The sequence below is a fragment of the Asticcacaulis sp. AC402 genome (assembly GCF_000495835.1).
In the GTDB taxonomy this organism is placed as follows: domain Bacteria; phylum Pseudomonadota; class Alphaproteobacteria; order Caulobacterales; family Caulobacteraceae; genus Asticcacaulis.
The window spans coordinates 1-25,782 of the sequence record NZ_AWGC01000034.1 but is presented as its reverse complement, the minus strand read 5'-3'; the positions used below and the strand labels follow the sequence as shown (position 1 = coordinate 25,782).

Annotated in this window: 17 protein-coding genes; 9 read left to right on the top strand and 8 right to left on the bottom strand. The window is 60.3% G+C overall.

From position 1 onward, the window contains the following. The first annotated feature begins 75 nt into the window (after nucleotides 1–75). The 6 genes from cysD to rfbA all read left to right on the top strand — a co-directional run bounded on the left by cysD (nucleotide 76) and on the right by rfbA (nucleotide 6,487). Nucleotides 76–984 carry a sulfate adenylyltransferase subunit CysD gene (gene cysD / locus ABAC402_RS36620; RefSeq protein WP_023450882.1) on the top strand — a complete coding sequence of 303 codons (909 nt, stop codon included), beginning with the start codon at nucleotides 76–78 and terminating at the stop codon, nucleotides 982–984. Between the two features lie 86 nt (nucleotides 985–1,070). Further along, entirely contained in the window at nucleotides 1,071–3,014 is a 1,944-nt protein-coding gene (gene cysN, locus ABAC402_RS36615) for a sulfate adenylyltransferase subunit CysN (RefSeq protein ID WP_023450881.1), read from the top strand. Nucleotides 3,015–3,093: 79 nt separating this feature from the next. Beyond that, a complete protein-coding gene (rfbC, locus tag ABAC402_RS36610) occupies nucleotides 3,094–3,639 on the top strand; it encodes a dTDP-4-dehydrorhamnose 3,5-epimerase (protein ID WP_023450880.1) in 546 nt (181 codons plus the stop codon). A gap of 20 nt (nucleotides 3,640–3,659) precedes the next feature. Further along, entirely contained in the window at nucleotides 3,660–4,712 is a 1,053-nt protein-coding gene (gene rfbB, locus ABAC402_RS36605) for a dTDP-glucose 4,6-dehydratase (protein ID WP_023450879.1), read from the top strand. 4 nt (nucleotides 4,713–4,716) lie between these two features. Further along, nucleotides 4,717–5,604: a dTDP-4-dehydrorhamnose reductase gene (rfbD, locus tag ABAC402_RS36600; protein WP_023450878.1), complete on the top strand. Its 888-nt coding sequence runs from the start codon at nucleotides 4,717–4,719 to the stop codon at nucleotides 5,602–5,604. 13 nt (nucleotides 5,605–5,617) lie between these two features. Further along, nucleotides 5,618–6,487: a glucose-1-phosphate thymidylyltransferase RfbA gene (gene rfbA, locus ABAC402_RS36595; protein ID WP_023450877.1), complete on the top strand. Its 870-nt coding sequence runs from the start codon at nucleotides 5,618–5,620 to the stop codon at nucleotides 6,485–6,487. Nucleotides 6,488–6,500: 13 nt separating this feature from the next. Here rfbA and ABAC402_RS39510 read toward each other — a convergent pair whose 3' ends face one another. Further along, on the bottom strand, nucleotides 6,501–7,400 hold the full coding sequence (locus ABAC402_RS39510; protein WP_023450876.1) for a WcbI family polysaccharide biosynthesis putative acetyltransferase: 900 nt from the start codon (nucleotides 7,398–7,400) through the stop codon (nucleotides 6,501–6,503). After that, entirely contained in the window at nucleotides 7,397–8,473 is a 1,077-nt protein-coding gene (locus ABAC402_RS36585) for a GSCFA domain-containing protein (RefSeq protein ID WP_023450875.1), read from the bottom strand. The genes ABAC402_RS39510 and ABAC402_RS36585 overlap by 4 nt, the downstream gene beginning before the upstream one ends. 306 nt (nucleotides 8,474–8,779) lie before the next feature. Between ABAC402_RS36585 and ABAC402_RS36580 the strand changes: the two genes are divergently transcribed. Continuing rightward, nucleotides 8,780–11,737: a glycosyltransferase gene (locus ABAC402_RS36580; RefSeq protein ID WP_023450874.1), complete on the top strand. Its 2,958-nt coding sequence runs from the start codon at nucleotides 8,780–8,782 to the stop codon at nucleotides 11,735–11,737. Between the two features lie 181 nt (nucleotides 11,738–11,918). On the opposite strand, the gene ABAC402_RS39505 is transcribed toward ABAC402_RS36580, so the two are convergent. After that, nucleotides 11,919–13,256, bottom strand: a complete 1,338-nt coding sequence (locus tag ABAC402_RS39505; RefSeq protein WP_023450873.1) for a hypothetical protein — start codon at nucleotides 13,254–13,256, stop codon at nucleotides 11,919–11,921. Between the two features lie 241 nt (nucleotides 13,257–13,497). After that, nucleotides 13,498–17,454, bottom strand: a complete 3,957-nt coding sequence (locus ABAC402_RS36570) for a glycosyltransferase (RefSeq protein WP_023450872.1) — start codon at nucleotides 17,452–17,454, stop codon at nucleotides 13,498–13,500. 169 nt (nucleotides 17,455–17,623) lie between these two features. On the opposite strand from ABAC402_RS36570, the gene ABAC402_RS40350 reads away from it, so the two are divergent. Beyond that, nucleotides 17,624–20,167 carry a glycosyltransferase gene (locus tag ABAC402_RS40350; RefSeq protein ID WP_023450871.1) on the top strand — a complete coding sequence of 848 codons (2,544 nt, stop codon included), beginning with the start codon at nucleotides 17,624–17,626 and terminating at the stop codon, nucleotides 20,165–20,167. 22 nt (nucleotides 20,168–20,189) lie between these two features. Here ABAC402_RS40350 and ABAC402_RS36565 read toward each other — a convergent pair whose 3' ends face one another. The 3 genes from ABAC402_RS36565 to ABAC402_RS36555 all read right to left on the bottom strand — a co-directional run bounded on the left by ABAC402_RS36565 (nucleotide 20,190) and on the right by ABAC402_RS36555 (nucleotide 23,044). Continuing rightward, nucleotides 20,190–21,065, bottom strand: a complete 876-nt coding sequence (locus ABAC402_RS36565) for a hypothetical protein (RefSeq protein WP_023450870.1) — start codon at nucleotides 21,063–21,065, stop codon at nucleotides 20,190–20,192. A 27-nt stretch (nucleotides 21,066–21,092) separates the two neighbouring features. Further along, nucleotides 21,093–22,184: a glycosyltransferase 61 family protein gene (locus tag ABAC402_RS36560; protein ID WP_162148539.1), complete on the bottom strand. Its 1,092-nt coding sequence runs from the start codon at nucleotides 22,182–22,184 to the stop codon at nucleotides 21,093–21,095. A 110-nt stretch (nucleotides 22,185–22,294) separates the two neighbouring features. Continuing rightward, nucleotides 22,295–23,044: a hypothetical protein gene (locus tag ABAC402_RS36555; protein ID WP_023450868.1), complete on the bottom strand. Its 750-nt coding sequence runs from the start codon at nucleotides 23,042–23,044 to the stop codon at nucleotides 22,295–22,297. A 198-nt stretch (nucleotides 23,045–23,242) separates the two neighbouring features. On the opposite strand from ABAC402_RS36555, the gene ABAC402_RS36550 reads away from it, so the two are divergent. Further along, nucleotides 23,243–24,409 (top strand): polysaccharide pyruvyl transferase family protein, encoded by a 1,167-nt coding sequence (locus ABAC402_RS36550; RefSeq protein WP_023450867.1) that lies wholly within the window; start codon nucleotides 23,243–23,245, stop codon nucleotides 24,407–24,409. 1,147 nt (nucleotides 24,410–25,556) lie between these two features. Here ABAC402_RS36550 and ABAC402_RS40345 read toward each other — a convergent pair. Next, nucleotides 25,557–25,709 carry a hypothetical protein gene (locus tag ABAC402_RS40345; protein ID WP_023450865.1) on the bottom strand — a complete coding sequence of 51 codons (153 nt, stop codon included), beginning with the start codon at nucleotides 25,707–25,709 and terminating at the stop codon, nucleotides 25,557–25,559. Nucleotides 25,710–25,782 lie beyond the last annotated feature (73 nt).

The following is a 25,782-nucleotide window of genomic DNA, read 5'->3' as shown; positions in this document are numbered from 1 at the left end:
GTCGTTTGTCGTTTTTTAGTGGCCTGCCTACATAGCGGTAACAAGCCCAGCCCAGGGCCTCTATAAGGTACCCACGTGTCCGCCGAACCGCTTACCCATCTGCGCCGCCTCGAAGCGGAAGCCATCTTCATCATGCGGGAAGTGGCGGCGGAGTTTAAAAACCCGGTCATGATGTATTCGATCGGCAAGGACTCGTCGGTGATGCTGCACCTGGCAATAAAGGCCTTTTATCCGTCCAAGCCGCCCTTCCCGCTGCTCCATATCGACACGACCTGGAAGTTCCGCGAGATGATCCAGTTCCGCGACGACACGGTCAAACGCCTGGGCCTGACCCTGCTCAAGCACACCAATCCTGACGGCTTGCGCGACAAGGTCAATCCGTTCGATCATGGCTCGAGCGTCTATACCAATATCATGAAGACCGATGCGCTGAAACAGGCCCTCAACGACCATGGCTTTGACGCGGCTTTCGGCGGGGCCAGGCGCGACGAGGAAAAGAGCCGCGCCAAGGAGCGCATCTTTTCCTTCCGCACCCAGAACCACGGCTGGGACCCCAAGAACCAGCGCCCGGAATTGTGGAATCTCTACAATGCCCGCATCAAGCCGGGCGAAAGCATCCGCGTCTTCCCGCTGTCCAACTGGACCGAGCTCGACATCTGGCAGTATATCCTGATGGAGAATATCCCCATCGTTCCGCTGTACATGGCCAAGACGCGCCCGGTCGTAGAACGCGGCGGCCAGTGGATTATGGTCGATGACGACCGCCTGCCGCTGTTGCCCGGCGAAAAGCCTCAGATGAAGTCGGTGCGGTTTCGTACGCTCGGCTGCTATCCCCTCACCGCAGCCGTTGAATCCGAAGCCGACACACTGGAAGACATCGTCGCCGAAATGCTGACGGCGCGGACCTCGGAACGGTCTGGTCGGCTTATCGACCACGATGAGCAAGGCTCCATGGAAAAGAAAAAGCGCGAGGGCTATTTTTAAGCCGCTGGCTTCGCCAACGGCTCAAATCTTTTTTTGACGCGCTTCTTTGTCCAAAAAGTGCGTTACACTTTTTGGGAAGCGCTTGTATGAACGCCCTGACCGTAAACAAACTCGATACCAAGGCCCTGGTCGACTACCTGGCCAGCCACGAGAAAAAGTCGCTGCTGCGGTTTCTGACCTGCGGCAGCGTTGACGACGGCAAGTCGACCCTGATCGGCCGCCTGCTCTACGACACCAAGCTGATCTTTGAAGACCAGTTGGCCGGCATCGAGCGCGACTCCAAAAAGTTCGGCACGGTCGGCGAGGATATCGACCTGGCCCTGCTGGTCGACGGTCTCCAGGCTGAGCGCGAACAGGGCATCACGATTGACGTCGCCTATCGCTTCTTCACCACCGACAAGCGCAAGTTCATCGTCGCCGACACGCCGGGCCACGAACAGTATACGCGCAACATGGCGACAGGTGCCTCCAATTCGGACCTCGCCGTCATCCTGATCGACGCCCGCAAGGGTATCCTGACCCAGACCCGCCGCCACAGCTTCATCGTCTCGCTTCTGGGGATCAAGCACGTCGTGCTGGCGGTCAACAAGATCGATCTGGTCGGCTACGACCAGGCTGTCTTCGACCAGATCGCTGCTGACTACAAAGCGTTTTCGGCCGGCTTCGGTTTCGAGACCTTGCAGGCCATCCCCGTGTCGGCGCGGTACGGTGACAATGTACTGGAACCCAGCGAAAGCATGCCGTGGTACGACGGCCCGACCCTGGTCGAACACCTGGAAACCGTCGATATCGACAGCGATCTTGAAAACCGGCCGTTCCGCCTGCCGGTTCAGTGGGTCAACCGCCCCAACCTGAACTTCCGCGGCTTCTCCGGCACCATCGCCTCGGGTACGGTGCGTCCGGGTGATGCGATTGTGGTCGCCCGCACGGGCAAGGCATCGAAAATCGCCCGTGTCGTAACCATGCCAGGACAAGGGGGGGACGGTGACCTGGCGTATGGTCGCGCCGGCCAGGCCGTCACCGTGACACTGGAAGACGAGATCGACATTTCGCGCGGCGACGTCATCGTCCCGGCCGCCGCCCGCCCCGAGGTCTCCGACCAGTTCCAGGCCCACCTTATCTGGATGAATGAAGAGCCGTTGCTGCCCGGCCGGCCCTACATCCTTAAACTCGGCGCCAAGACGGTGTCGGCCACCGTCACCGCGATCAAGCACAAGATCGACGTCAATACTTTCAATGAACTGGCCGCCAAGGCGCTGCCGCTCAATGAAGTCGCCGTCGTCGACATCATGACCCAGGAGCCTGTAGCCTTCGACGCCTATAGCGACGACCACGCCATGGGCAGTTTTATCGTGATCGACCGGGTGTCAAACCTGACGCTCGGTGCTGGCATGATTGATCGGGGCTTACGCCGCGCGACCAATGTCCACTGGCAGGCGCTCGATGTGTCGAAAGCCTCACGCGCCGGCATCAAGCACCAGAAGCCAGCCGTGCTATGGTTTACCGGCCTGTCCGGCGCGGGCAAGTCGACCATCGCCAACCTGGTCGAGAAACGCCTGCTGTCGATGAACCACCACACCTATCTGCTCGACGGCGACAATGTCCGCCACGGACTGAACAAGGATCTTGGCTTCTCGGCGGAGGACCGCGTGGAAAACATCCGCCGCGTCGCCGAGGTATCGCGCCTGATGGTTGATGCCGGCCTCGTCACCCTGGTCTCCTTCATTTCGCCCTTCCGCGCCGAGCGCCAGTTGGCGCGCGACCTGGTCGCGCCCGGCGAATTCATCGAGATCCATGTCGCTACACCACTGGAGGTGGCGGAAGCCCGTGACGTCAAGGGCCTGTACAAAAAGGCCCGCGCCGGCGAACTCAAGAACTTTACCGGAATCGACAGCCCTTACGAGGCACCGGACAATGCCGAGCTGGTTCTGGACACGACCCGTTTCTCGTCAGAGGAACTGGCCGGCCAGATTGTCGCCTACATGGCCGAGAAGGGCTACCTAAGTTTCGGACCGGATTACGAAATTTGATCTGACGCCAGGTTAGGAATTGACTCCTGGCAGGTGATTTGCTGATTGGGTGTGTTGTGCTACACTCCCAAGAGGCCTTATGCTGTCTGAGCGTTTCGATATCCAGGGCCCGGCCCTTATCCGTCCGAAAATGATCGGCGATGACCGGGGCTTTTTCATGGAAGCGTTCAAGGACGCCTGGTTCCGTGAAAACGTCGAGGACGTCACCTTCGTTCAGGACAACCAGTCGCTGTCACGGCAGGTGGGCACGATCCGCGGGCTGCACTATCAGACGGCGCCTTTCGGCCAGGGCAAGCTGGTCCGCTGCCTGAAGGGTTCGATCTTCGACGTCGCCGTCGATATTCGCCCCGGCTCTGACACCTTCGGCAAGTGGGTCGGCGCGACGCTGACTGCAGAAAACGGCGAACAGCTGTGGATTCCCGACGGCTTTGCCCACGCCTTCTGCACCCTTGAGCCCGATACCGAAGTCTTCTACAAGGTCACCAACCCCTATTCCAGGCCGAATGATGCCGGCCTGGCCTTCGACGACCCGGAAATCGGCATCGTCTGGCCGATCGACATCGCAACAGCAGTTTTGTCGGATAAAGACAGGGTTCAACCCCCGCTTTCTTCTTTAATTTCCTGATTTTCAACGGACTTCGAACCATGCGCATTCTTGTGACCGGCGGCGCCGGTTTTATTGGGTCGGCCGTGGTGCGGTACCTGGTGTCCGAGGTTGGCGCAGACGTGCTCAATCTCGACAAACTGACCTATGCCGGAAATTTGGAGTCTCTGGCTCCGATCGAAACGGCGCCGAACTACCGCTTTGTCAAGGCCGACATCTGCGACCGCGACGCGGTGACCGCCGCCATCACTGGCTTCAAGCCCGACCACATCATGCACCTGGCCGCCGAAAGCCATGTCGACCGCTCGATTACCGGGGCCCGTGACTTTGTCGAAACCAATGTCCTGGGCACCTTCACCCTGCTCGAGGCCGCCCGCCACTACTGGGGCGCTCTCGAAGGCGACGCCAAGGCGAACTTCCGGTTCCTGCACGTCTCGACCGACGAGGTCTACGGGTCGCTAGGTGAAACCGGCCTGTTTGAGGAAACCACCCCCTACGATCCGTCCTCGCCCTATTCGGCCTCGAAGGCCGCGTCCGACCACCTGGCCAAGGCCTGGCACCGCACCTATGGCCTGCCGGTTGTTGTCTCGAACTGCTCGAACAATTACGGCCCCTACCACTTCCCCGAAAAGCTGATCCCGCTCAACATCCTCAACGCCCTGGACGGCAAGCCCCTCCCCGTGTACGGCGACGGCAGCAATATCCGCGACTGGCTCTATGTCGACGACCATGCCCGCGCCCTGCACCTGATCTGTTCGAAGGGCCGCCCGGGCGAAACCTACAATGTTGGCGGCCGCAACGAGCGCAGGAATATCGACGTGGTGCGCCGCATCTGCACACTGATGGACCAGCTTCGCCCGAAAAACCATCCGCACGAAGATCTCATAACCTTTGTCACCGACCGCCCCGGCCACGACCACCGCTACGCCATCGACGCCACCAAGCTGGAAACCGAACTGGGCTGGAAGGCGCGCGAAACCTTCGACACCGGCATCGAGAAGACCGTACAGTGGTACCTCGACAACGAAGCCTGGTGGGCCCCTCTGCGCGGCGGCGTCTACACCGGCGAACGCCTCGGCGTCCTGAAAGCATAACAAGATGCGCGTCCTCATCACCGGAACGGAAGGCCAGGTCGATACCTCGGTAAAGGCCTTGGGCGAAAAACTCGGCATCGAGGTCATCCGCATCGGCCTGCCCGACATCGACCTGTCTAAGCCCGAAACCCTGGAAGCGCCGATTCGCGCTGCCAACCCGGACGTCATCATCTCCTCGGCCGCCTATACATCCGTCGACAAGGCCGAGTCCGAGCCCGATCTGGCGCGGCGCATCAACGGCGACGCCCCCGGCGAACTGGCCCGCATTGCCAACGTCCTTAACGTCCCCCTGCTGCACCTGTCGACCGATTATGTCTTCCCCGGCACCAAGGACGGCATCTACGACGAGGCCGATACACCGGAACCCGCCAGCGTCTATGGCGCAACCAAACTGGCCGGCGAACGCCAGATCGCCGCCAATACCGAGAATTTCGTCATCCTGCGCACGGCCTGGGTCTATTCGCCCTACGGCAATAACTTCGTGAAGACCATGCTGCGCCTGGGTGAGAGCCGCGACGAACTGAACGTGGTGGCGGATCAGCGCGGCTGCCCGACTTATGCCCCGGAAATCGCCCGCGCTCTACTGACCGTGGCGCAGAAGGTCGTTGCTGATCCTGACCCAGGCTTGCGCGGTATCTTCAACCTGACCGGCTCAGGCGAAACCACCTGGGCCGGATTTGCTGAAGCCATCTTTACGAATTCGGTGGCGCGTGGTGGCAAGGCGGTCAAGGTCAATCCAATTCCTTCCAGCGATTATCCGACCCCGGCGAAACGGCCGGCCAATTCGCGCTTGAGCGGCGACAAGCTGTACTCTATCTACGGCTTGAGGCTGGACCCGTGGCCGACCTCGCTTGCTCAGTGCCTCGATGCTTTGGCCACGGCTCAACAGTAATGAGAGGGCGTTTATGAAGGGCATTATCCTGGCCGGCGGTTCCGGAACACGGCTGCATCCGATGACAATCGGGGTCTCCAAGCAGATGATGCCGGTGTACGACAAGCCGATGATCTACTACCCGCTGACCACCCTGATGATGGCCGGCATCCGGGATATTCTGATCATTACGACACCGCATGATCTGCCGCTGTTCGAAAAACTTCTGGGCGATGGCAGCCGCTGGGGCATCAACCTCGAATATGCCGCACAGCCAAACCCTGATGGCCTGGCGCAGGCCTACATGATCGGCGCGGATTTCGTGAACGGTGAATCGTCCTGCCTGATTCTGGGTGACAACATCTATTATGGCCCGTCCCTGGCCACCTTCCTTGAGGAAGCTGCCAAGATCCAGCACGGCGCGAGTGTTTTTGCCTATCAGGTTTCCGACCCGGAGCGCTACGGCGTGGTCGAGTTCGATCATCAATTCAAGGCCTTGTCGGTCGAGGAAAAGCCGATTAAGCCGCGATCCAACTGGGCGATCACAGGCCTGTACTTCTATGACGCTCAAGTGGTTGACATAGCCCACAGCATCACGCCGTCGGCGCGCGGCGAATACGAAATCACTGACGTCAACCGAATCTATCTGGAGCGCGGCCAACTCAGCGTCAAGCCGATCGGACGGGGCTATGCCTGGCTGGATACCGGAACACCGGATTCGCTGCTGGATGCGGCGGAATTCGTCCGTGTCCTGGAAAAGCGCCAGGGCTTCAAGATCTCGTGCCCCGAGGAAATCGCCTGGCGCAAGGGCTTCATCAACGCCGCCCAGCTCGAAAAACTGGCCGAAGATCTCGGCAAAAGCGAATATGGCAAGTATCTCTACAAGTGCCTGGCCAACGGCTGACGTCGCGCCTTTGTCAGCCGAGAAGGCTGGCTAATTTTGTCCTCACGTCCATGACCGCATCGGATTCCACGCGATGGCGCGGTAGCGTCGCGTAGAAGGTGAACAAATCCCTCAGGTAGGCGGCCAGGGAAATCTTGCGCGACTCCCACCGCTTCACCAGCCACGCCGGGCGCTGAAAGTCATTTGATCCCGGCACACCCAGTCGCTTGGCAAGGGCGGGATAGACCGGCCACGTAAAGCTGTTGCCAAGATGGTCCGTCTTGACGGAGGGCACGGGAGTCGTGTGAGCAATCAAGCCGAGCCGGGCATAGAGTTGTTGGCAGAGTGTCGCCAGGACGCGAATGTGGGGGTGGTTGGCCATGTACATGAAGGGGCCGATGTCGCGGAGCCAGCCATCAACCAGACCATCCGACTGAAAGCCCGCCTCGCTCAACCCCTGTTCAACCGCCGCCCTGGCGGCCGGGAAGGTCGAAAAAAATCCCAGTTCATTGAATACGACAGCATTATAAAGCGGCAGAGTCTTTTGTGGCGTCAGGCCCAAAAGAAACGCGGCTACGGCAATACGCGAATGAAACGCGCAGTGAACGGCATTCACCAGGCCTTCTTCATCGGCAATATAGATCAGGTCAGGATGAAACCCCGGAAAGATAAAGGTCGGGACGAAGTGCGCCTGATACCCCTTTGTCGTCAACATCTCAGCCGTCAGGACATCATAGCCCTGTTCCGGCTGAATCTGAGACAGGACGAGATCGGATCCGGCAATCTTGTCCAGAATAACGTCTGGCGGATCTATCGGGCTGACGCCGACGTGCCAGGACTGGACATGGCTGCCGGGTAACAGGGCCAGGGTGGCTTCTCGAAGGCCGTCACTCTGGCAGCCTCCGACAATGGAAATCTTCAAACACGGTGTCATGAAGGCGTATCTATATTTTCTTCGTCGCAAATGACAGATGCAATCTCCGCCATAAAAGCTCGCTGTCGCGCGATGTCATCAACGTCGGGCACGTCTTTGCCAACCGGACGCGACGTGCCGCGTTCGTCTTCTGAAAGGTAGTGCGACGCAAAGATCGCCATGGCGCAGGCGACACCTTCCGTCGTCACTTCGCGCAGGTCGGGCGCCAAAAAGGAAGCTCCAGCATGGGGTCCCAGAATGATCTCATAGGACGGGAAATAGTCGACGAAATCGAAGGCCTGGGCCAGTTGTCCGGCCACAACCCGCAGCGCCGACTTCGAATAGGTATTGGCCGTCAGCACATGGCTGTCCTCATAGGTTGCAATCAGCGCCACCGGAGACACGGTCAGCAGCACACGGCACGCCGGATTGATACGATGCAACCGCTTGAGGACCTCGCCCAAATCCGCCTCCATCTCGGCGACGGTAAAGTTATGGAAGCCATAATCCTCCGGCTTAACCTCTGCCCCAACCACGCCGGGCGCCAGCGGGAAAACGGCGCCGTCGCTCAGCCGTTCCCAGGCTTCGGTCAGGCCAAGGGTGAAAACGAACGCGTCGCTGTCCTCGAACAGCCGGCGTACGGCGTCCAGATGGCTTTCGCGCTCGGCCTCAACCTCCTCGGGCGAGGCAAAACCGGCCTCATGGATATAGGGCCGGAACGGATCGACGTAGCGGCCGTCACTGCGGCGCCAGGCGCTATCCTCCGGCTGAAACAACCCGTAGGCGCGGCGAAACAACTGGAGCAGTTGTCGCACAGTATAGATATTGCCGTAGCGCGCCGAGAAGACACCGTAATTTTCCGTCCCCGAAAAGCCATGCGCCGGCCCCGTTTCGGTAATCAGGTAGTTAAAGCCTGTCTCTCGGAGGGTGCGCGCCACATGCTGGGCAAAGCAACTGCCCGCGGTCGCCACCCTGGCATCGCGCGTCAGAGTAAAGCCCGTATGGACGACGGGATCGACGCCATCGCTTGCCCGTCCGGTTACGCTCCGGCGCCAAAACTGGTGGTCGGGCTTCCCGGCATAGGGATTCTGCATGATCGTAGCCAGGGCCAAGCCTTGATTTAACAACGCAATGAATGAATTATCGGGAAGTCTAAGAGGCAATTACCGCCTTGTCATCGAAAATCGGATTGCCAGAACCGCTTTCGCCATAAAGTGATGGTCGGCCAGGCGCAAGCGTCCGGGGCCATCGCAGGCATCCAGCGGCGACCACGGCCTGCCCCCAAAGAACCTACTGCAGCGCAGCAGCCGGCTTGACAGCGCAAGCCCCCACGGCCTAAAAACCGCAAGATTTTTAACATCCAAGGCTTTCTGACATAATAGCCGCAACAAGGTCACCTCATGCTGAAGGAATTGTACGGGACGACCTTCACCGTCCTGGATTTGTTCGACCTCGATTTCTACAGGCAGAACTTCGGCAACCCGCCCTTTGAAACCCAAGAAGAGGCGCTCGATCACTACAATACCCAGGGATGGAAGGACGGACTGAACCCGTCGCCACGCTTCGACACGAAGTTTTACCTGACGTCCAATCCTGATGTTCATGTCGCCGGAAGTCCACTGATCCACTATATCAAGCACGGCCAGTACGAAGGCCGTCGCCGCATGGCCAAGATTTTTGCGGTCGAAGTCCTGTCGGAGCTTGGGATCGAGCTCTACGAGCGCATGAAACCCTTCACCGACCGCACCTACTATTTTTCGCAATCGGGCCACGACGTGAAATGCGGCGTCGACGTGGTGATGCACTACTTCATCTACGGCTATAACAGCGGGCTGAAGCCGATACCACGGTTCGACGAGCAGTTCTATCTCGAGCACAATGCTGATGTCGCGGACAGCGGCACGAATCCCCTGCTCCACTATGCCCGCTATGGCTTCAAGGAACTGCGCCGCTCCGGGCCCATGAACCGTCTGTTTTCGCTTCCGCCTGTCGAAGCGGCGGCGCTCAACCTGATCCGCGACAAGTTGGATGTCGATTACTACCGCTCCAAATTGCCCGGGCTGAACGAAACGGACATCGATCCGGCCGCCCACTATTACTTTTACGGCGAGGCCGCCGGTTTCGACCCGAACCGTGAATTCTCATCGGCCGACTACCTGCATTTCAATCCGGACGTAAAGGCCCTGGGCGTCAACGCCTTCCATCATTACCTGACCACTGGGCAAGCTGAAGGCCGCCTGTCTACGCCTACGGGCTATCCGGCCCTGCGCCCGGCGACGGTCACAATGGCCGAATTCGACACGATCGCCTTGTCACCTGGCTATCTGGCTTTTAACGAACCCGTCGTACCCTTCGTCTATGTCATCCTGCCTGTCTATCGCGGCTATGATGAAACGCTCGGGGCGCTTAAGGCTGCCGTGACCGCCCGGTGCGAAACCCCGTTCAAACTGCTGGTGCTGGACGACCATTCGCCCGATCCCAAACTGTCACAAGACATAGCCGCCATTTGCGGAAAGCTCGGCGCCGACCATGTCTATAACGAGGTCAATCTCGGCTTCGTCGCCAATGTCAACAAGGGGCTGAGCCTTGTGGAAGCCGCCGGCCCGGCCCATGTCGTATTGCTGAATGCCGATACCGTGGTCTACGACGGCTGGCTCGACCGAATGCAGGCCCACCTCACGGCGGATCCGACCATCGCGACCATCACGCCGATGTCGAACAATGCCACCATCATGAGCTATCCGCGCTTCTGCACCGACAACCGTTTCGCCCTGGAAGTGCCCCATGCCGATCTCGCCTCGATGGCATGTACCCTTGATCAGGCGCCGGTCGATGTCCTGACCGGCGTCGGCTTCGCCATGTTTATCTCGCGCGAGGCGCTCGACCGCGTTGGCCGACTGGACGTCGCCGCCTTCGGCAAGGGCTATGGCGAAGAGGTCGATTTCTGCCAGCGGGCTTTGCGCGAAGGCATGCGCAATGTCGCCGCGCCCGACGTTTTCGTCACCCACTACGGCAGCGTCTCCTTCGCCGAAACCCACAAAACCGAGTACGAGGAAGGCCAGGCGGTGCTGAAAGGCCGCTACCCCCTGTACGAGATGGCGGTGTTCGATTTCATGCACGGCGACCCCCTGCAACCGGTCCGTCAGGCCTACGACCTGGAGCGCCTGGCCCGACTGTGTGCCGAACACCCCTATGTGCTCTCGATTTCGCATGGCCTGGGTGGCGGCATCCAGACCTATGTCGACCAGATGACCGGCCTGGCCGAAACGGCCAAGACGGCTTTTATCGACATCACCATCACAGGCGGCGCCTGCGTCGCCATCCTGCCGCAATTCCCGGGCGTGGCGACGCGCTTCGACAACCTGGGCGCCGTGCCGCTCGAAGCCTTTGTCACGGCGCTGCGCCGTCTGGCGGGCGGGGCGCAATGGATACTGTTCAACTCGATGATCGGCGCGGCCGCCCGTCTGCGCTCGGCCCTGACGGCTTTGCTGACCGAGCATGCCGACAGGCTGGTCTATGTCCTGCACGATTTCGCCGTCCATTGTCCGCGCGCCAACTTCACCCACGTTAGCCAGACCTATTGCGACGGCCCGCAGCCGGTCGAAAAGTGCCAGGGCTGCGTGCGAACCTTTGCCACGACGCCGGATCTCGATGTTGTCGAATGGCGCGCCCATCACATGTCCTTGCTGACCGCCGCACGCCGGGTTGTCTCACCGTCACAGAGCGCACCGCGCTATCTGTGGGGCCAACCGGAACTGCCAGTTGTCGTGCGGCCGCACTGGGAACCTGACCTGCAGGGCCTGCGCCCGCTGAACAACAAGTTCCCGCGGCCGGGCGAAAAGCTGGTCTTCGCCGTCCTTGGCGCCATCGGGCCGCACAAGGGTTCGCGCCTGTTGCGGGCCTTGAAATCCTATATCAATACCTACGAGATCGATATGGAGATCCATCTGGTCGGCTATTGCGACCTTGAGGACCTGCCCGATGACAAGGCGATCTTCGTCCACGGCGCCTACCAGAACAATGCCGAAGCCATAGAGGTCCTGAACAAGATCCGGCCCCACGCGGTGTTAGGCCTGTCGACCTGGCCGGAAACCTATTGCTACGCCCTGTCGATTGCACTGGCCATCGGCATACCGGTGATCGCGCTCAACGTCGGCGCCCAGGGCGAGCGGGTCGCGGCCTATTCGCGTGGCGTGGTGCTGGATTTCGGCTTGCGCAACGATATTGCCGACCTGGCGACCGAGCTTATGACGGTCGATCTGGATGCCTTGTGGAAGGCTCCGGTCATGCCGTGGAAGAACCCGCCCTATGCCGATCTGGACGCCTATTTCGGTGAAGCTGACAACGCACCAGCATAAACAGCCCTATAGCACCTTATCGTTCCACCGCTTTGCCTGCAGGCGAGGTCGCAAGCGTAGCTCTAGAGCGGGATGAGTTTTGATGGAATCAAGACCCCGCTCTAACTTTTTGTTTTGTCGCGCAATTTTTCCGAAAACGGGAGCGCCCGTGCGGGTGCGTTACACTTTATCGGATTGCGCTCTAAATCGTCCCCTTCAGGCTCTCATAGCCCGGCCGGGTATTGGCGCCAATCCAGGCATCAACCAGAGAACCGACATCGACCGCCACGCCGCCGCTCTTCTTGATGCGGTCGCAGTAGAACTTGCCCAGTATGCCGCCAGCAACAAGGTAGAGCTTCCCGCTCAGGTCGGCGCGGCCCAAGCTGTCCATGATCGCGTTGAAGCGGTCGGGATAGTGGATACCCGCTGCCGCCTCACCGCCGATAATGGTTTCGAACAGCTTTTCGCCCGGAATACGATGGAAATCCGAGACCTCGACGCCATAGGTATCGCGGATAAACGCCGGCAGCGCCGGGTGGCAGGCAATCAGTCCGATATCTTTTTGCGACTGAATAATGCGCTTCAAAGCCCCCGATCGCGCCAACTCGATGTGAATACGCTGGGCAGTGTAGAACCGCGCCGGGTTGGGCGAGAAGGTGGCCAGCAGGCGGAATACATTGACCAGTGAACTTATGCCCGTCGGGCTGACGATGCGGTATTCGTGCTCGATCCACGTCTTGTAAGGCAGGCCAGCGACATCGGCGTTTTCGATCACCTTGTCCAGGCCGAACGCTGTTTCGGCAAAACCACTGGCATAGATGTCGATCGTACCGTTGAACCAGACATGCGATCGATCGAGCCGGTTATAGCGGTAAAGGCCGCAATAGCTGCGTTCGTCGGCGTCCGACAGGCGCAGAAAAGCCCCCTCCCCATCGCCCAAACGGATAAGCGAAAACCCGGCCCTGACGCGCAGCGCCTCCTCGATACGGGTAGCCACAGCCGGTTCCTTAAGATAGGCCGGCAATCGCTCGACCTTCAGGCAGGCCATGACCGCGATCTTTTCGGAAAAAGTCGAGACATAGTCGTTGAACGCCTCGTGCCACGCCAATGCCGGATGGTTCGGTTGGACGTGCTTCAACTGTCCGATCATTGCCTGGGTATAGGTTTTCGAGCCCATGCCGAAAAGCAGCCGGATGGCAAGGCTGAGCGCGCGGGCATCGGAGAGGTTACGCTCCAGACCGGGCTCCAGCGCCAGGAAAGCTTCGACATGGCGGCCATGGAGCATGTGCAGCCAGGCCAGTTCATAACAGGCGGCGCCATGGCCGGGATCGCGCTTCAGTACGAAATCGAACATCCTTGTCGCCGGATCGAACAGTTCGACGTCGCGCAGGTGAATGCCGATCCTGACGAAATCAAGCGGATCCTCGAAATCACAGCCCGTGGCGGTTTCGGCCCATGTCGCCATCGCCGCCTTGTCGTTACGGGCGCGCGCCGCCTCAACCTCACTCAGGGCATGGGCGGAATCGCAATCGGCAATCATCAGCAAATCTCGGCTAGAGCGCAATCCGATAAAGTGTGACGCACTTTTCGGCTAAATTGCGCGACGAAACAAAAACTAGAGCGCAATCCGATAAAGTGTGACGCACCCGCACGGGCGCTCCCGTTTTCGGTTAAATTGCGCGACAAAACAAAAACCCAAAGCGCGTTTGCGATCCTGACCAAAACCATCCCGCTCCAGACAACAAAAAGAGCGTCAGGTTCAGCCTGCTTTCCGGCGAAAGTCAACCTCGCGCCCTCGCCGACATCAATTGGCGCAGGCGCACGACCAGGTCGTCGACGGCCTGGGACACCGTCACCACTTTCGGTATACGGGGCCGGATATCGGCGAGGCCCGGCTCGGCATTCAACCGCGCCAGCATGGCGCAAAGCGCCGCTTCGTCATGGGCTGGTACGATCCAGCCATCAAGGCCGTCCTCGATGCCGCGGGCAAGATCGCCGGCATCGCTGACCAGGACCGGTAGGCCGGCAAAGCGCGCTTCGCGCGTCACCAGGCCGTAGCTTTCCGGCCAGATCGACGGCGCCGCCAGAACGTCGAAACGGGTATAGAGTTCGGCCACCCGCGACTGCGGCACCTTGCCCAGGGTGATCAAACGGCTGTCGCCCAAAGCTTCCTCGCGTTCAAAGCCATAGGGCTGACCATGGTCGACCACAACCAGGTCGATATTGGGCAAGCCCCCCTTCGATACGGCGCGATGCAGCAGGCCATAGCCCTTGTGCTCGGATCGGCCGCCGATAAAGCCGACACGGACCCGGCCCTGGGGCCTATGGCGTTCGAACTCGATCTTAACCGGTACAACGCCGTTTTCATGAACGCCCACCTTAGGAAAGCCGGCATCGTGATAAACTTGGGCGAAGGCCTCCGAAACCGCCACCACCTGATCGATGGTTTTGAGCATCGCACCCAGATCTCTGCGGCGACGCATCCGCGCCTGGGTTGTCATCCGCCGCGTGAACGAACTGTGGATTTCGGTGCCTTGCGCATTGGGCTTGAACGGCTGGCCGCTGTCGTCAACCAGGAACTGATGCTCGGACAGCCACCAGCCGTCGTGCAGGGTCAGAAGAACGGGCACACCGGCCGCTTTCAGGGCGCGAGCAACCGAAGCCGTCAGGATCTGAATACTGTGCAGATGGGCGACATCGATCTGCCAGCGTTTGATCAACTCCGTGATCAGGGCCTCGACCTTGTCGTCGAACGGATCGGACCAGTCACGCGCGGGCACATTGATCCGGGTGACCAGGGCGCTGCCATACCAGAAAGTTTCGCATTGATAGTCCGAGTCTGCGTCCGGCTCGCCCTGGGCGCACAGGACAAAGACGTCGTAGTCCTCGCTGTAACGCTGCAGCAGGTCGTCGACATAGGTCTCGACGATCCGCGTCGCGCCGCCGATCGACTGTGGCCAGAAATAGGTGTTCGCGACCAAAAGCCGGGTCTTGCCCCTGCCCGGCATCAGGTCTGGCGGCATCAGGTCTGGCGGCATCAGGTGGACCGGATCGACCGTCAGTGCTCCGCTGTCGCGAAGCTCGCCGGCCCAATGCTCCGCGCAATAGCGTTCGGCAATTACCGCCTGCGATCGCGCTACCAGGTCGCGGCGCAAGGTCGCATCCGCGATCAGCCGCGACAGGGCTGTCTGCCACTGCCTCTGGTCGTCGGCGAAGAGGGCATGGACGCCGTCCTCGATGGTCTCGCAATAGTTCCTCGTCGGCGATACCACGGAGGCAAGGCCGACGGCAGCGGCTTCGAACCATTTCAACTCGCTCTTGGCATCGGTGGCTTCGGACAGGTCCAGCGGTGCGATGCTGATATCATGTTGCGCCATCAGGTCGAGAAAATCGGCGAAGGTCATGGCTGGCGGCAACACGTCGACCCGGTCGCGCACGGCATCGAACAGCGGCAGTTCCGGGAAATAGCCAACCAGGGCCAGGCGGGCATTGGCATGGCTTTTCAGCACTTCGACCAGGGCCGGGATGACAGTGTGAATGAAGTAGCTTTTATGAGCCTTGGTGCCGCTGCCATAAAACAGGCGCACCGTGTTACCATCACGTTCCACCGCTGCGTTGCGCGTGGCCGCGCGCTGGACCTCGGCGCCGGCGAAATTTCGCCGCAAATGGATCGGCTTGTCGTCGCGCAGCACCTCCGTCACCCGGTCGCGCAGACTCATCGTCGACACGATGATCTCGTCAGCAAAGTTCAGCGCCTCGCTGAACAGGGCACAATCAAACACGAGATGGACATAGGTGGCACGGTCGATATTGCCTTCGTAGTCCGATAACGGCGGCGGGAAATGCGCCGTGTCGAAGATCAGGTCATCGATATCGTAGAGGATTTTGCTGCCCAGACTGCGCATGGCGGCCATCAGGCCGAGCACAAAAGGCGTCGCCGGCTGGCGCTGAAACACCACCACCGAGGCGTCAGCACAGATCCGCCGCGCCTGATCGGCGGTCAGGTCGTTGAGGTCATGGACCTCATGGTCGATCTCCAGAACCTGGAGTAATTCGGCCATCTGCTCGGCGCGATAGTGGCGTACCTGAGGCAAGTAGGGGCTGGTCAGGATCACCACTTTCGGCCGCAACAAGGGGATGCGTTCCGCCGGCCGGTGTTTGACCGCTTCCAGCCGCGCAACGATGGCAGCAACGCGCTGCAGATGGCTCCGCCAGTCATGCGCCTCCAGGCGTTCATCGCCGTTCAGGCCGCGCGCCTTGGCCACATCGTACAGACTGGCGAAAGCCTTTTGCACGCCTTCGTCCAGCATTCGTCCGACTCGGGCACGGTCCGGATCGGCCAACCGGCCAGGTTCTTCCACCATGACCAGAATGGCTTCGATCTCTCTGACCAGACCCAGCCCCGAACCCGAATCCGAACCCGAACCATCCGCAAGCGCTAAGCGTGCGCGGATATCTGCGAAAAGCAAGCCGGTGTCGGCCTCCAGTTCGGCGCGGCCCATGCCGGCGGTAGCGGCGGCGATTTCGGCTGTGGCGCCGCGGCGGGTCAGGGCCCCGATGCGCAAGCGCGCCACGCGCCGGGTCTGTAAGGGTGACAAATCTTCGGCCGCCAGCAGATCCAGCAGGCTTTCCGTGATCGTCCCGCCATCAAATTCGATCAGGCAAGTCTCGGCCAGCTCCATAATCTGAGCCGTGATCTCCGGCGTCCGCGCCACAGCGGCCAGTCGTCGCACCGTCGCTTCGGCCGGAGCGTATAGATACCCGGCGAAGATTTCCCAGGCGCTGCCACGCGACGTGGCAACGCGCACCGCCAGCACGGCTTGTCGCAGGAGATCCCCGGCGTGGGGCGAGCACGCAGCGGTCGCTGCCAGGGCCACCAGCACATGGACCGGCCACCAGTTGACAATGGCCCCGCCGTTACCCGCCTCCGCCAGATCAGCCGCCAGGGCCGGCATCAGCGGTTCGGGCGCCATGGCCTCGCCACGCGTCACAGCGCCAGCCAGGGCCTTTGTCACCCGGCTCAGGTCATCATCCGAAAAGACGCGGTAGCTCAGGATACGGTTGAGCAGGTCGCCAATCTCGTCGCTCCATGGCAGGCCGGCCATGATGGTGAAGGCCTGTACGTCCAGATGCAACGACGGCTCATTGGCCGTTTCCATGGCCTTGCGCAGGGCGGACAGGCTGGCCTCAGCGCCAAGGACGGCATTCTCGGCCGAAGCGCGATGGTACCAGCCCCAGAAAAAGCCCGGCTCGGCCTCAGTTACCTTGCACAACCGGGGCAGCGCCAGGTCGGGCCGTCCTCGCTCCAGTTCGAACACTGCCAGGCGATATTGCGGCCAGTAAAAGTCGGGCTGCCGCGTGGCCAGAATCCGGTGAAAGCCGGTCTCGAACTCGGGCGTACCGGCCTCTTTCGCGGCGTTGGCCAGGTCGATCAGCAACTGGATATGGTCGCGCGTGAAGACTTCGCCAAAGGCAGCCTGCGCCAAAGGATGGTCGACAATGGCCAGTTTTGCCAGGCTGGCCTTTTTGGGCCCGCTTTCCAGCAAATCTGCGATGCGCCGAGCCAGTTGCCCCTGTGTCACCGCTTCGGCCTGCCGCAGGTCCTCGATCAAGGCATGGACGGTAGCGATTTCCTTCGCACCCGGTTCTGGCTCAAGCGAGCGAATCAGGGGTTCGGCTAAGGCAAGAAGCCTGGACTTGACCGCCTTCAGCCCCCTCACAATTGCGTCGACCGCCATAGGAAACCCTGCGCAAAACGGAGCCCCCGCTCCGTCTCCCTGTCTTGCCCTGCGAAGTCCGCTTTTTCAAGCCCTTAACCATTTCATTGCCTTGACGCGGCGCGTTTCCGTCCGCATCAATGCCCGGGCTGCGGCGACACTTTCGACTCCGGGCCGAATCTGGGTAATCATGCTGAATCTCGCAAAAGGTTATCTTCTGTCGGACGCCGTCTGGGCCTTGCGCAAGGCGCGACGCCACGGTTGGGGAGCCGCGGCGGAAGCCTTCCGGGCCATGCGTTACCTGCGCGGGGGTGCGCAACTCGACTACAGCTTCTATCAGTTGCAATTGTCAGGCACGGCGCATGCTCGCCTCGACCCTGTTACCCACTATGTTGTTTTCGGTATCCACGAGGGCTTCGATCCGGCAGCCGATTTCAGCACCGACTTCTACCTCGATGCCCACCGCGACGTGGCAGGGCGCGGGATCAATCCGTTTGTCCACTATCTGCGCGCCGGCGAAAATGAAGGCCGGCGCACCGAACCGTCAACACGGCTGGGAGACATTTTTAGCCGGCTGGACAGCGGCGGCGCGCACAGCGGCCTGGGCCGGCCGGGCTTTGCGCCCGAAGAGGCGCGCAAACACCGCTGGCCGCTGCGTGGCGACGCGGTCGAATGCAAGTCCAGGACTGACGACACGGGCATCTATAACAGCCGCCCTGACGATCCCGTGCTGACCGAAGGCCGCCGTGGCGTGGCCTTTATGGCCCGCTTCGGGCTGACCGGTGAGACGCCGGATGTCGAAGCGGCCGTGGCAGCGCTGAACGCCTACCCGGCCCGCTCCCAGGAGAAGCCTGAGGTTTCGATCGTCATCCCGGTCTACGGCCAGTTGGGCTATACGCTGAACTGCCTCGACGCCCTGCTCCCCCACGTCAGCCGTCACCGTTTCGAGATTATCGTCGCCGACGACGCCTCTCCCGACGACACGAAGCGATGGCTGCAAAAGCTCACCGGCATCCACGCCCTAAGCTACACGAACAATGAAGGCTTCGTCGCCACCTGCAACAAGGCGGCAGAGACAGCGCTTGGGCGCTATCTGGTCCTTCTCAACAACGACACCCGGGTATGCGAAGGCTGGCTCGACCGCCTGATCGCGACATTTGGCGATTTTCCGACCGCGGGCCTGGCGGGTTCCAAATTCTTGTATCCCGACGGCAGCCTGCAGGAAGCCGGCGGCATTGTCTGGCGCGACGGCTCGGCCTGGAACTATGGCCGCGACGACGATCCCAACCGACCGCGTTATTGCCATGCGCGCGACGCAGACTATGTTTCCGCCGCCGCAATCTGCCTGCCGGTGACGGTGTGGCAGGAGATGGGTGGCTTCGACGACCTCTACCGTCCGGCCTATTACGAAGACACTGACCTGGCTTTCCGCCTGCGCGCCAGGGGTTATCGCACGATTTACCAGCCCCTTTCGCGCGTCATCCATTACGAAGGCAAGACCTCGGGCACCGACACCACGAAGGGTACCAAAGCGCACCAGGTCAAGAACGGCCAGACCTTCTTCGCCCGTTGGCACGATAGCCTGCAACACCATCGCGCCAACGGTACTCAGGTTTGGGCCGAACGCGAACGCGAGGTGCAAAAGCGTGTGCTGATCATCGACATGACCAACCCGACACCGGGCGAGGATGCCGGCTCGCAGGCGACGGTCAATCTGATTCGCGCCTATCAGGACCTGGGCTACAAGGTCAGCTTCGTGCCCGAAGACAATTTCCTGTTCGAACGCGACAAGGTCGAGGCGCTCCAGGCCATGGGGGTGGAATGTCATTACGCCCCTTATGACACCTCTCTGGGCGCTCTTCTCGGCCGTACCGGGATGATGTACGATGTCGTCCAGTTGATCCGCGCCGACGTCGCCGCCAAGAACCTCAGCCTTATTCAGCGCATGGCGCCGCGCGCCCGCATCCTGTTCCTCAATGCCGACTTGCATTTTCTACGGCTGGAACGCCAGGCCCAGGTTGAGAACACGCCGGCCCTGCTGGAGACCGCGGCCAGTTACCGCAAGAAGGAAATGCATCTGGCCGGCGCCTGCGACGCTGTCCTGGTCCATTCGACCGTCGAAGGCGACATCTTGCGAAAGGAAGTACCGGGAGCCCGCGTTCATGTGCTGCCGCTGATCGAAACCGTGGCCGCGCCCGGACCCGCCCACGCCAAACGCAAGGACGTGATGTTCCTGGGCGGATACAACCATCCGCCCAATGTCGATGCCGCCCTGTGGCTGCTCGATGCGCTGTGGCCCCGGCTGGCACAACAGTTACCGCAGGCGCGCCTGCTTCTGGTCGGCTCCAACCCGCCCGACAGCCTCAGAGCCCGGGCTGGCGACAGAGTTCTCGTCACCGGCACAGTGCCCGAATTGACTCCCTGGTTCGACCAGGCCCGGGTGTTTGTGGCGCCATTGCGTTACGGCGCCGGGGCGAAGGGCAAGGTGCTGGCCGCCCTCGCCCACGGCGTGCCGGTGGTGGCGACAGGTATTGGTGCCGAAGGCATGGGATTGATGGCCGGAAAGACGGTCTTCCCGGCGGATACCGCCGAGGCCCTCATTGCCGAAACTCTGAGGCTCTACAATCTTCCGGCCCGGCGATGGGTGACGTTGTCAAAAGCCGGCCGCAACCATATTGCGCGGTCGCACAGTTTCAAAGCCATGCGCGACGTGCTGCAATCGGCACTGCGTTAAGCAAGGACCTTACGTGCGCGCCTTACGCACCGGTTTGAGCGGTCTTGGCCTCGATCAGGCTGCGCGTTGTCGGATCGGTCACGTCGTTGGGTGGTCGGATCAGGAACCGTTCCGACAACTCTGTCAGCACGAAGTCCGGCTTTTCCGCCGCCACATAGTCGTGTTCATAGACCGGTGAGGCTATCACCATCAGGCGGCGGAAGGACTCGGCCAGAAACGGCGCCAGCCACAGGCCGTACGAATCGCGAAACATGACCGCCGATGGCAGGCTGGTGTCTGCCTGTTCATAAACAACGATATTGCCACGGTTTACGACCTTGTTGTCGCTGATCAGCTTGACGCGCGGCTTGGCGACCTTGCCGTAAATGGTCCGGCCGACGATCTGCGGCTCCAGCTTAGAGCCCAGGTCGCCCAGGAAATCCCGCGCATCGAAGGTAATGTCCTCCGCCTCCAGGACGCGGACATCCGGCCGGATCTTGATGATCTCAGCCATGACCGCGCGATAGGCGAGAAACGCGGCATAGTGCGACCAGTGCGAGTCGGTCGTGCACGCCATCAAGTGATGCGGCCGCTGTGCGAGGATCTCGGGTAAAGGATAGACAAAGGTAATGTTTTCTATGCTGCCCGCGATCTTCTGCACCTGATGCACCGGCCGTTCGGCCGCTGGGGACACGGCATCGGGAAGCTTGTCCGGATAGATGGCGTGATTGTCGGGGGCCACGACGAAAAAAAGCCGCAAACCCTCCTCTGACAGTTTCCTTGCCCGCGCCTCAAGGGTCTCGCGCCATTGGGCCAGGTTGTGCTCTGTCAGCGGAGTCGCGCCCGTATGCTGGGCGACCACGCCGTTGGAATCGTTGTCGAGAAACAGGAAGCCGTCCTTGCCTTCCAATACCTTCATCACTCTACCTTTGTACCTGTCTGACCCTTAGGTCCCGGGCTGGATCGTCTGACGAACCAGCCTGATATTTAAAGTTTCTTCTATATCCGCGAGTTGCCTGCGAATGTCATCCTCCGTTGGCGCCTGCCAGCCACGGCCCGTTATGCAGCCCGCTCGCTGAAGCTGAGCTTTCAGACTGTTGAAATCCGGCCGTCCCTTGCCTTGGGTGACAGCCTCCGGAGCATCGGCCGGAACGAACAGTTCTGTGATGGTGGACTCACCGTGGACCTTGTAACCTCCAAAGCTTTGAATTTGACGGATATATGTATAGTTGAGTTTCCGCCGCCAGATAATAAAAACTTTTTGATTGCGCCGCGCCACCAGGGCATAGAGATGCGCCGCCGAGCCATCGGCAAAGACGAGCATGTAGGCATCGTTGTACAGCTTGAACTGTTCGCTTATCGACAGCTCTTCCGGATAGACGATGTGGTAGCCTTCGGCTTCCAGGCTTTTCTCGATGAAAGTCTCGCCCAGGATCATACCGTCAGCTGGCTTCAGCCTGGCGCGCGACACATAGATTCGCTTATGCCCTGCCCCGCGCAAGGCCCGCACCGGCGCCAGCATCGCCGCCATCGCCGAATGTCCCAGCAGGACACCGTTTTTGGGATTGCAGATCGGCGTCGGCACGGCCAGGCGCGCGATCCGCGTAGGTTCGCGAATCAGGGTGATCGGGACGCCGGGACACAGCAGGTCCAACACCTGCGGTATGAAGTTCGCCGTCGGCGCCCGCGGTATGCGGTTGTAATAGACCAGCGACCTGAAATCGCCGTCCAGAGTCGACAGGGCCCAGAGCCGGCACAGGGACTCTACCATGAAGTGACCGAAGTGCTCATTCTGCAGCATGCCACCGAACACGTGGCTGCCTTCCAATTGCCCGGTCACGCCCTGCGTATCGAACGGCACGGGCTGGTTGTCATACGCCTCCTTGATGTGGAGGGCGGCCGGACACACGTTGCCGTCTGCGTAGTAGGCACCGCCATCGAAATGGCCGCGCCCCGCGCCGGCCAGGTGCAGTTTCGTCAGGGGCAACACATAGGCGTTGGCAATGAACTCGACGGTCAGACTCGCCAGTTCGGGCATCAAGGTCTCCAAAAGTTGAGAGGACGCGCCGGTCATGACGGACCGACGCACCCTTCGCGTCTTCAAGGCACCTCGTTTTTTAGAAGTATCCGGCCGGTATGAAAAGCGCGCTACGCCAGATATTGGCCCAATTGTTGGCGCTGGGCTTCGCTGGCGGCAGTGGAGCCCATGACGAGGGCGGCGATGGCGGCGTCAGCCAGAGGACAGGCCCCTTTTTCGGCCTTGTCGCGCGCGCCCAGGCGAAAGGGTGCAGCATCGGCGCCGATCGTCCCGTAGGCGACGTCGCTGATCACAGCCTCATCATCGATATAGACGCTGTAGTTGGTGCCGTCGGCGATGACCACCAGCCGGACCTGCTTGCCATACCAGGGCGAAACGTCGACCGTTTTGATCCCGGCCTGGCCTAGCTTGACCCGCAGGGTATTCTTGAAAAAATCCATATAGAGGGTGCGAGAGGTGAAATCGCCCTTGGACAGGATGACCCCAGGCGTCGCAACGGCGTCAGCGATAAAGCGGATGTTCAGGCCGACCGTCAGCTGATTGCTGGCGACAAAGGCCGTTTCTTCCAACTGCGGCATGTCGAAATAGGCGTTGTCAAAAACGACGCAGGACGCATCTGTACCCGGCGCCGCTCGAAAGGCGACATCGTCCTGAACGGCATTGCCGCCGCTGCCCTGCTTGCTGAACCAGGCGGAGATGCGGCCGCCGTCATCAAGTTGGAAGGCTGTTTTCTCGCTCTGGAACCAGCATTGGATCGCCGGCAGGCCGTTGTCGATCGCGGCAGGCGTCGGGCGGAGCGCCTTCACGACCTTGCCGCGGGGCTTTCCCGTCTTTTTCTTGCTGCTTTCGATCCTGGCCATCACTCTTGCTCCACCTTGGTTGTGTTTGCCCCCCGGCAAGCCACAGAAACTATAGGGAAAAAAGCGTTGCACCGCAACATCCAAACGTTAGCGAGGAAATTTCAGCCGCGCCGGGAATTTATGCCGACCTCGCGGCTTGCCATGGTGATGGAATTTCTCTAGAGAAACTCTCCCTGTGCAGGTTGGTGACAAAGACGAATGAACAAGACGAAGCGGGTCGGCATTATCGATAATCTTGCGGATATCCGCAGTTTTAAAGAACTTGAAGCCTTTGAACCGGTTACCAAGCGCTACAGTGCGGCTGTCGGCGGCAATACCGGCAACCTTGCCTTCGTCATGGGCACCAAGCTATCGCTGGGAAACAGGTACGCAGTTACCGCTTGGCACGAAAATCCCGACCGTGTCCGCCAGCATTTCGATCACCTGGTCATCTGCTGCGCCAACCAGATCGGCAAGCATGCCGACCTTAAGGGCTGGGGCGATCGCCTGGATCTGTTCGGCCTGCCCGTGACCCTGGTGGGACTGGGTGCCCAGACGACCAACTATGAAACCGAGATCGAGATACCCGAAGGCACACGTCACTTTCTGAGTGTTGTCGGCAAGTTGAATGACTCGTCGCAGTCCAATATCGGCGTGCGCGGCGACTATACGCGCGGCGTCCTGGCCGATATCGGCTTCGACTCCTTCGTCACCGGCTGCCCGTCCCTGTTCATTTCGCCCGACCAGACCCTGGGCGAGAGCATTGCCGCCGCCGAGGTCAGCGACACCGATGCCAAGATCGCGGTGGCTGCCGGCAACCCCTATCACCCGCAGACCCGCGCCCTGGAGGGCAATCTGGTCGATATCGTGACGGCGACGCATGGCGCCTATGTCATCCAGCATCCGGACATCATGATCTCGCTGGCCACCGGCCAGTTCACGGAAGACGACGAGTCGAAGCTGCCGAACGTCCTGGAAGCCTACGGCGGCCGTTTCGGGTCAGTCGAGGAGATGGTGCGCTGGTTCGGCCGCCACGCCTTCGCCTTCTATGACGGCTATAGCTGGATCGACTTCCTGCGCCACTACGATGCCGCCATCGGCCCGCGCTATCACGGCGTCGCCTTCGCCGTCCAGGCCAAGCGGCCGGGCCTGGTCGTCCATATCGACAACCGCACGCGCGAGTTATCGGTCACCACCGGCATCAAGTCGATGGCCGCGACCGACTTCAAAAATGTCAGTGTCGACGAGGCTTTGAGGCTGGTGACGTGGTCGCGCGAGGAAGGCCTGGCCTTTGACGAAAACCGCCGCATGCGCGCCGACGGTCTGGCCAAGTTCCTGATCGACAACAATCTGTCGGCTTCGGATCGCTTGCTCTCGCTGGCCTGATCCTGCTTCAGACCGGGCTCCTGATGTTGCGTACGGTGGTGACATTACCGGAGATTCGATCTCGGATGTTAAAGGCCATTGTAGATCAGACCCGGTCGTCGCCTGAATCTCAATTACCGCTGCTCTGATGTTCAAAACCTGTCGCTGACCCTTAAATTTCTTTCTTCTTCGCGTCTTCGCGTCTTCGCGTGAAATTTTGCGACAGTTCGGACAGCATGTGGCGGTGGACAAAGACCGTCAAGATATCTCACGCGAAGACGCGAAGGCGCGAAGGGAATGCGACCACACCGGCGCAGCTGTTCCGCCAGCAGATCGAGATAAATCTCTTGGTCGCCAGCTTCCAAGAAAATGGCTTCGCGACGATTGCCGCGTTACGTCACGCGGTACGGAACACCCGGAACCGTTATGCGTGCTCGTCTGGCCATGACACCTCCTTCACAAACCCGTTGAGGATAGTGCAGTAGCACTGCAAATTATGTAAATGATATCATGTCACGGTATTTTTCACCGTATTTTTGCGTTACAGCGGCTAATCAATCGCCATCCCAGCGTTCCTGTTGAATTAGATATTGGTAGGGCCAAACCCCTTTTCGCGTGCGTCCACATCTGGGACAATAAGACTTTAAACCTTGCATCGGACTGTAAAGAGTATCGTTCTCGGCAATACCCATTCTACATTTAGGGCACCTGCACCCATATACGAGTATCACAGATAAAGAGGCCCAAAAAATGAGAACAAGCGTCGCAAGCAAATCAGTTGAGTAAACCCAAACAATCGAGCTAGCCGACACCACAAACGAGATAACACCGAACACCATCCATCCCATTTTAATTAAAATTTAACCCCACTTCCTTCAAAAATTTCTTACTCATACTTACCAATGCTTGGAATCTAACTGAGGCAGCTTTCGCGCCAGAGCTCATTGGAACACTGACGTCAGCCGCCACTGTTTGAGTTTTGGCCACATGATATGTTGCACCTTTTGTAGTAGGATTTGGAGCGGACCAACCAACGCCAACGGACGCATACGGTGTCACCGGTGCTGTGTTGGGAGCATTACGGTGCCATGATTTAGTATACTAAATTCAGGCCAGACTGTCTCGCGCGATCGTTTGCGCCTCTGCCTTCAGGCCTGAGTGGTGACGGCTAACGGTCGGCTGTCGCGCCATATAGCTCTGTCAGGCTGGCCATGATGCCACCGTTATAGGCTTCGAGGTCGAACTGCGGCACCGTCACCTGGATATCGCCCGTGATGATCCCCGTCAGGCGCGAAGCCAGGCTGCCCGGATTGGCAACCACGAAATGCTCGCCGCGGTTCGTTCACCTGGATCCTCGAGAACTGATCAAGTCCTCAAATAAAGGGGTCAGAGTC

Coding starts and splice junctions, on each gene's coding strand:
- cysN (WP_023450881.1), top strand. CDS start 1,071: ATGAACGCCCTGACCGTAAACAAACTCGATACCAAGGCCCTGGTCGAC.
- rfbA (WP_023450877.1), top strand. CDS start 5,618: ATGAAGGGCATTATCCTGGCCGGCGGTTCCGGAACACGGCTGCATCCG.
- rfbD (WP_023450878.1), top strand. CDS start 4,717: ATGCGCGTCCTCATCACCGGAACGGAAGGCCAGGTCGATACCTCGGTA.
- rfbB (WP_023450879.1), top strand. CDS start 3,660: ATGCGCATTCTTGTGACCGGCGGCGCCGGTTTTATTGGGTCGGCCGTG.
- ABAC402_RS36570 (WP_023450872.1), bottom strand. CDS start 17,454: ATGGCGGTCGACGCAATTGTGAGGGGGCTGAAGGCGGTCAAGTCCAGG.
- ABAC402_RS36580 (WP_023450874.1), top strand. CDS start 8,780: ATGCTGAAGGAATTGTACGGGACGACCTTCACCGTCCTGGATTTGTTC.
- ABAC402_RS36585 (WP_023450875.1), bottom strand. CDS start 8,473: ATGCAGAATCCCTATGCCGGGAAGCCCGACCACCAGTTTTGGCGCCGG.
- ABAC402_RS36560 (WP_162148539.1), bottom strand. CDS start 22,184: ATGCCCGAACTGGCGAGTCTGACCGTCGAGTTCATTGCCAACGCCTAT.
- ABAC402_RS39505 (WP_023450873.1), bottom strand. CDS start 13,256: ATGATTGCCGATTGCGATTCCGCCCATGCCCTGAGTGAGGTTGAGGCG.
- ABAC402_RS36555 (WP_023450868.1), bottom strand. CDS start 23,044: ATGGCCAGGATCGAAAGCAGCAAGAAAAAGACGGGAAAGCCCCGCGGC.
- ABAC402_RS36565 (WP_023450870.1), bottom strand. CDS start 21,065: ATGAAGGTATTGGAAGGCAAGGACGGCTTCCTGTTTCTCGACAACGAT.
- ABAC402_RS36550 (WP_023450867.1), top strand. CDS start 23,243: ATGAACAAGACGAAGCGGGTCGGCATTATCGATAATCTTGCGGATATC.
- ABAC402_RS39510 (WP_023450876.1), bottom strand. CDS start 7,400: ATGACACCGTGTTTGAAGATTTCCATTGTCGGAGGCTGCCAGAGTGAC.
- rfbC (WP_023450880.1), top strand. CDS start 3,094: ATGCTGTCTGAGCGTTTCGATATCCAGGGCCCGGCCCTTATCCGTCCG.
- ABAC402_RS40350 (WP_023450871.1), top strand. CDS start 17,624: ATGCTGAATCTCGCAAAAGGTTATCTTCTGTCGGACGCCGTCTGGGCC.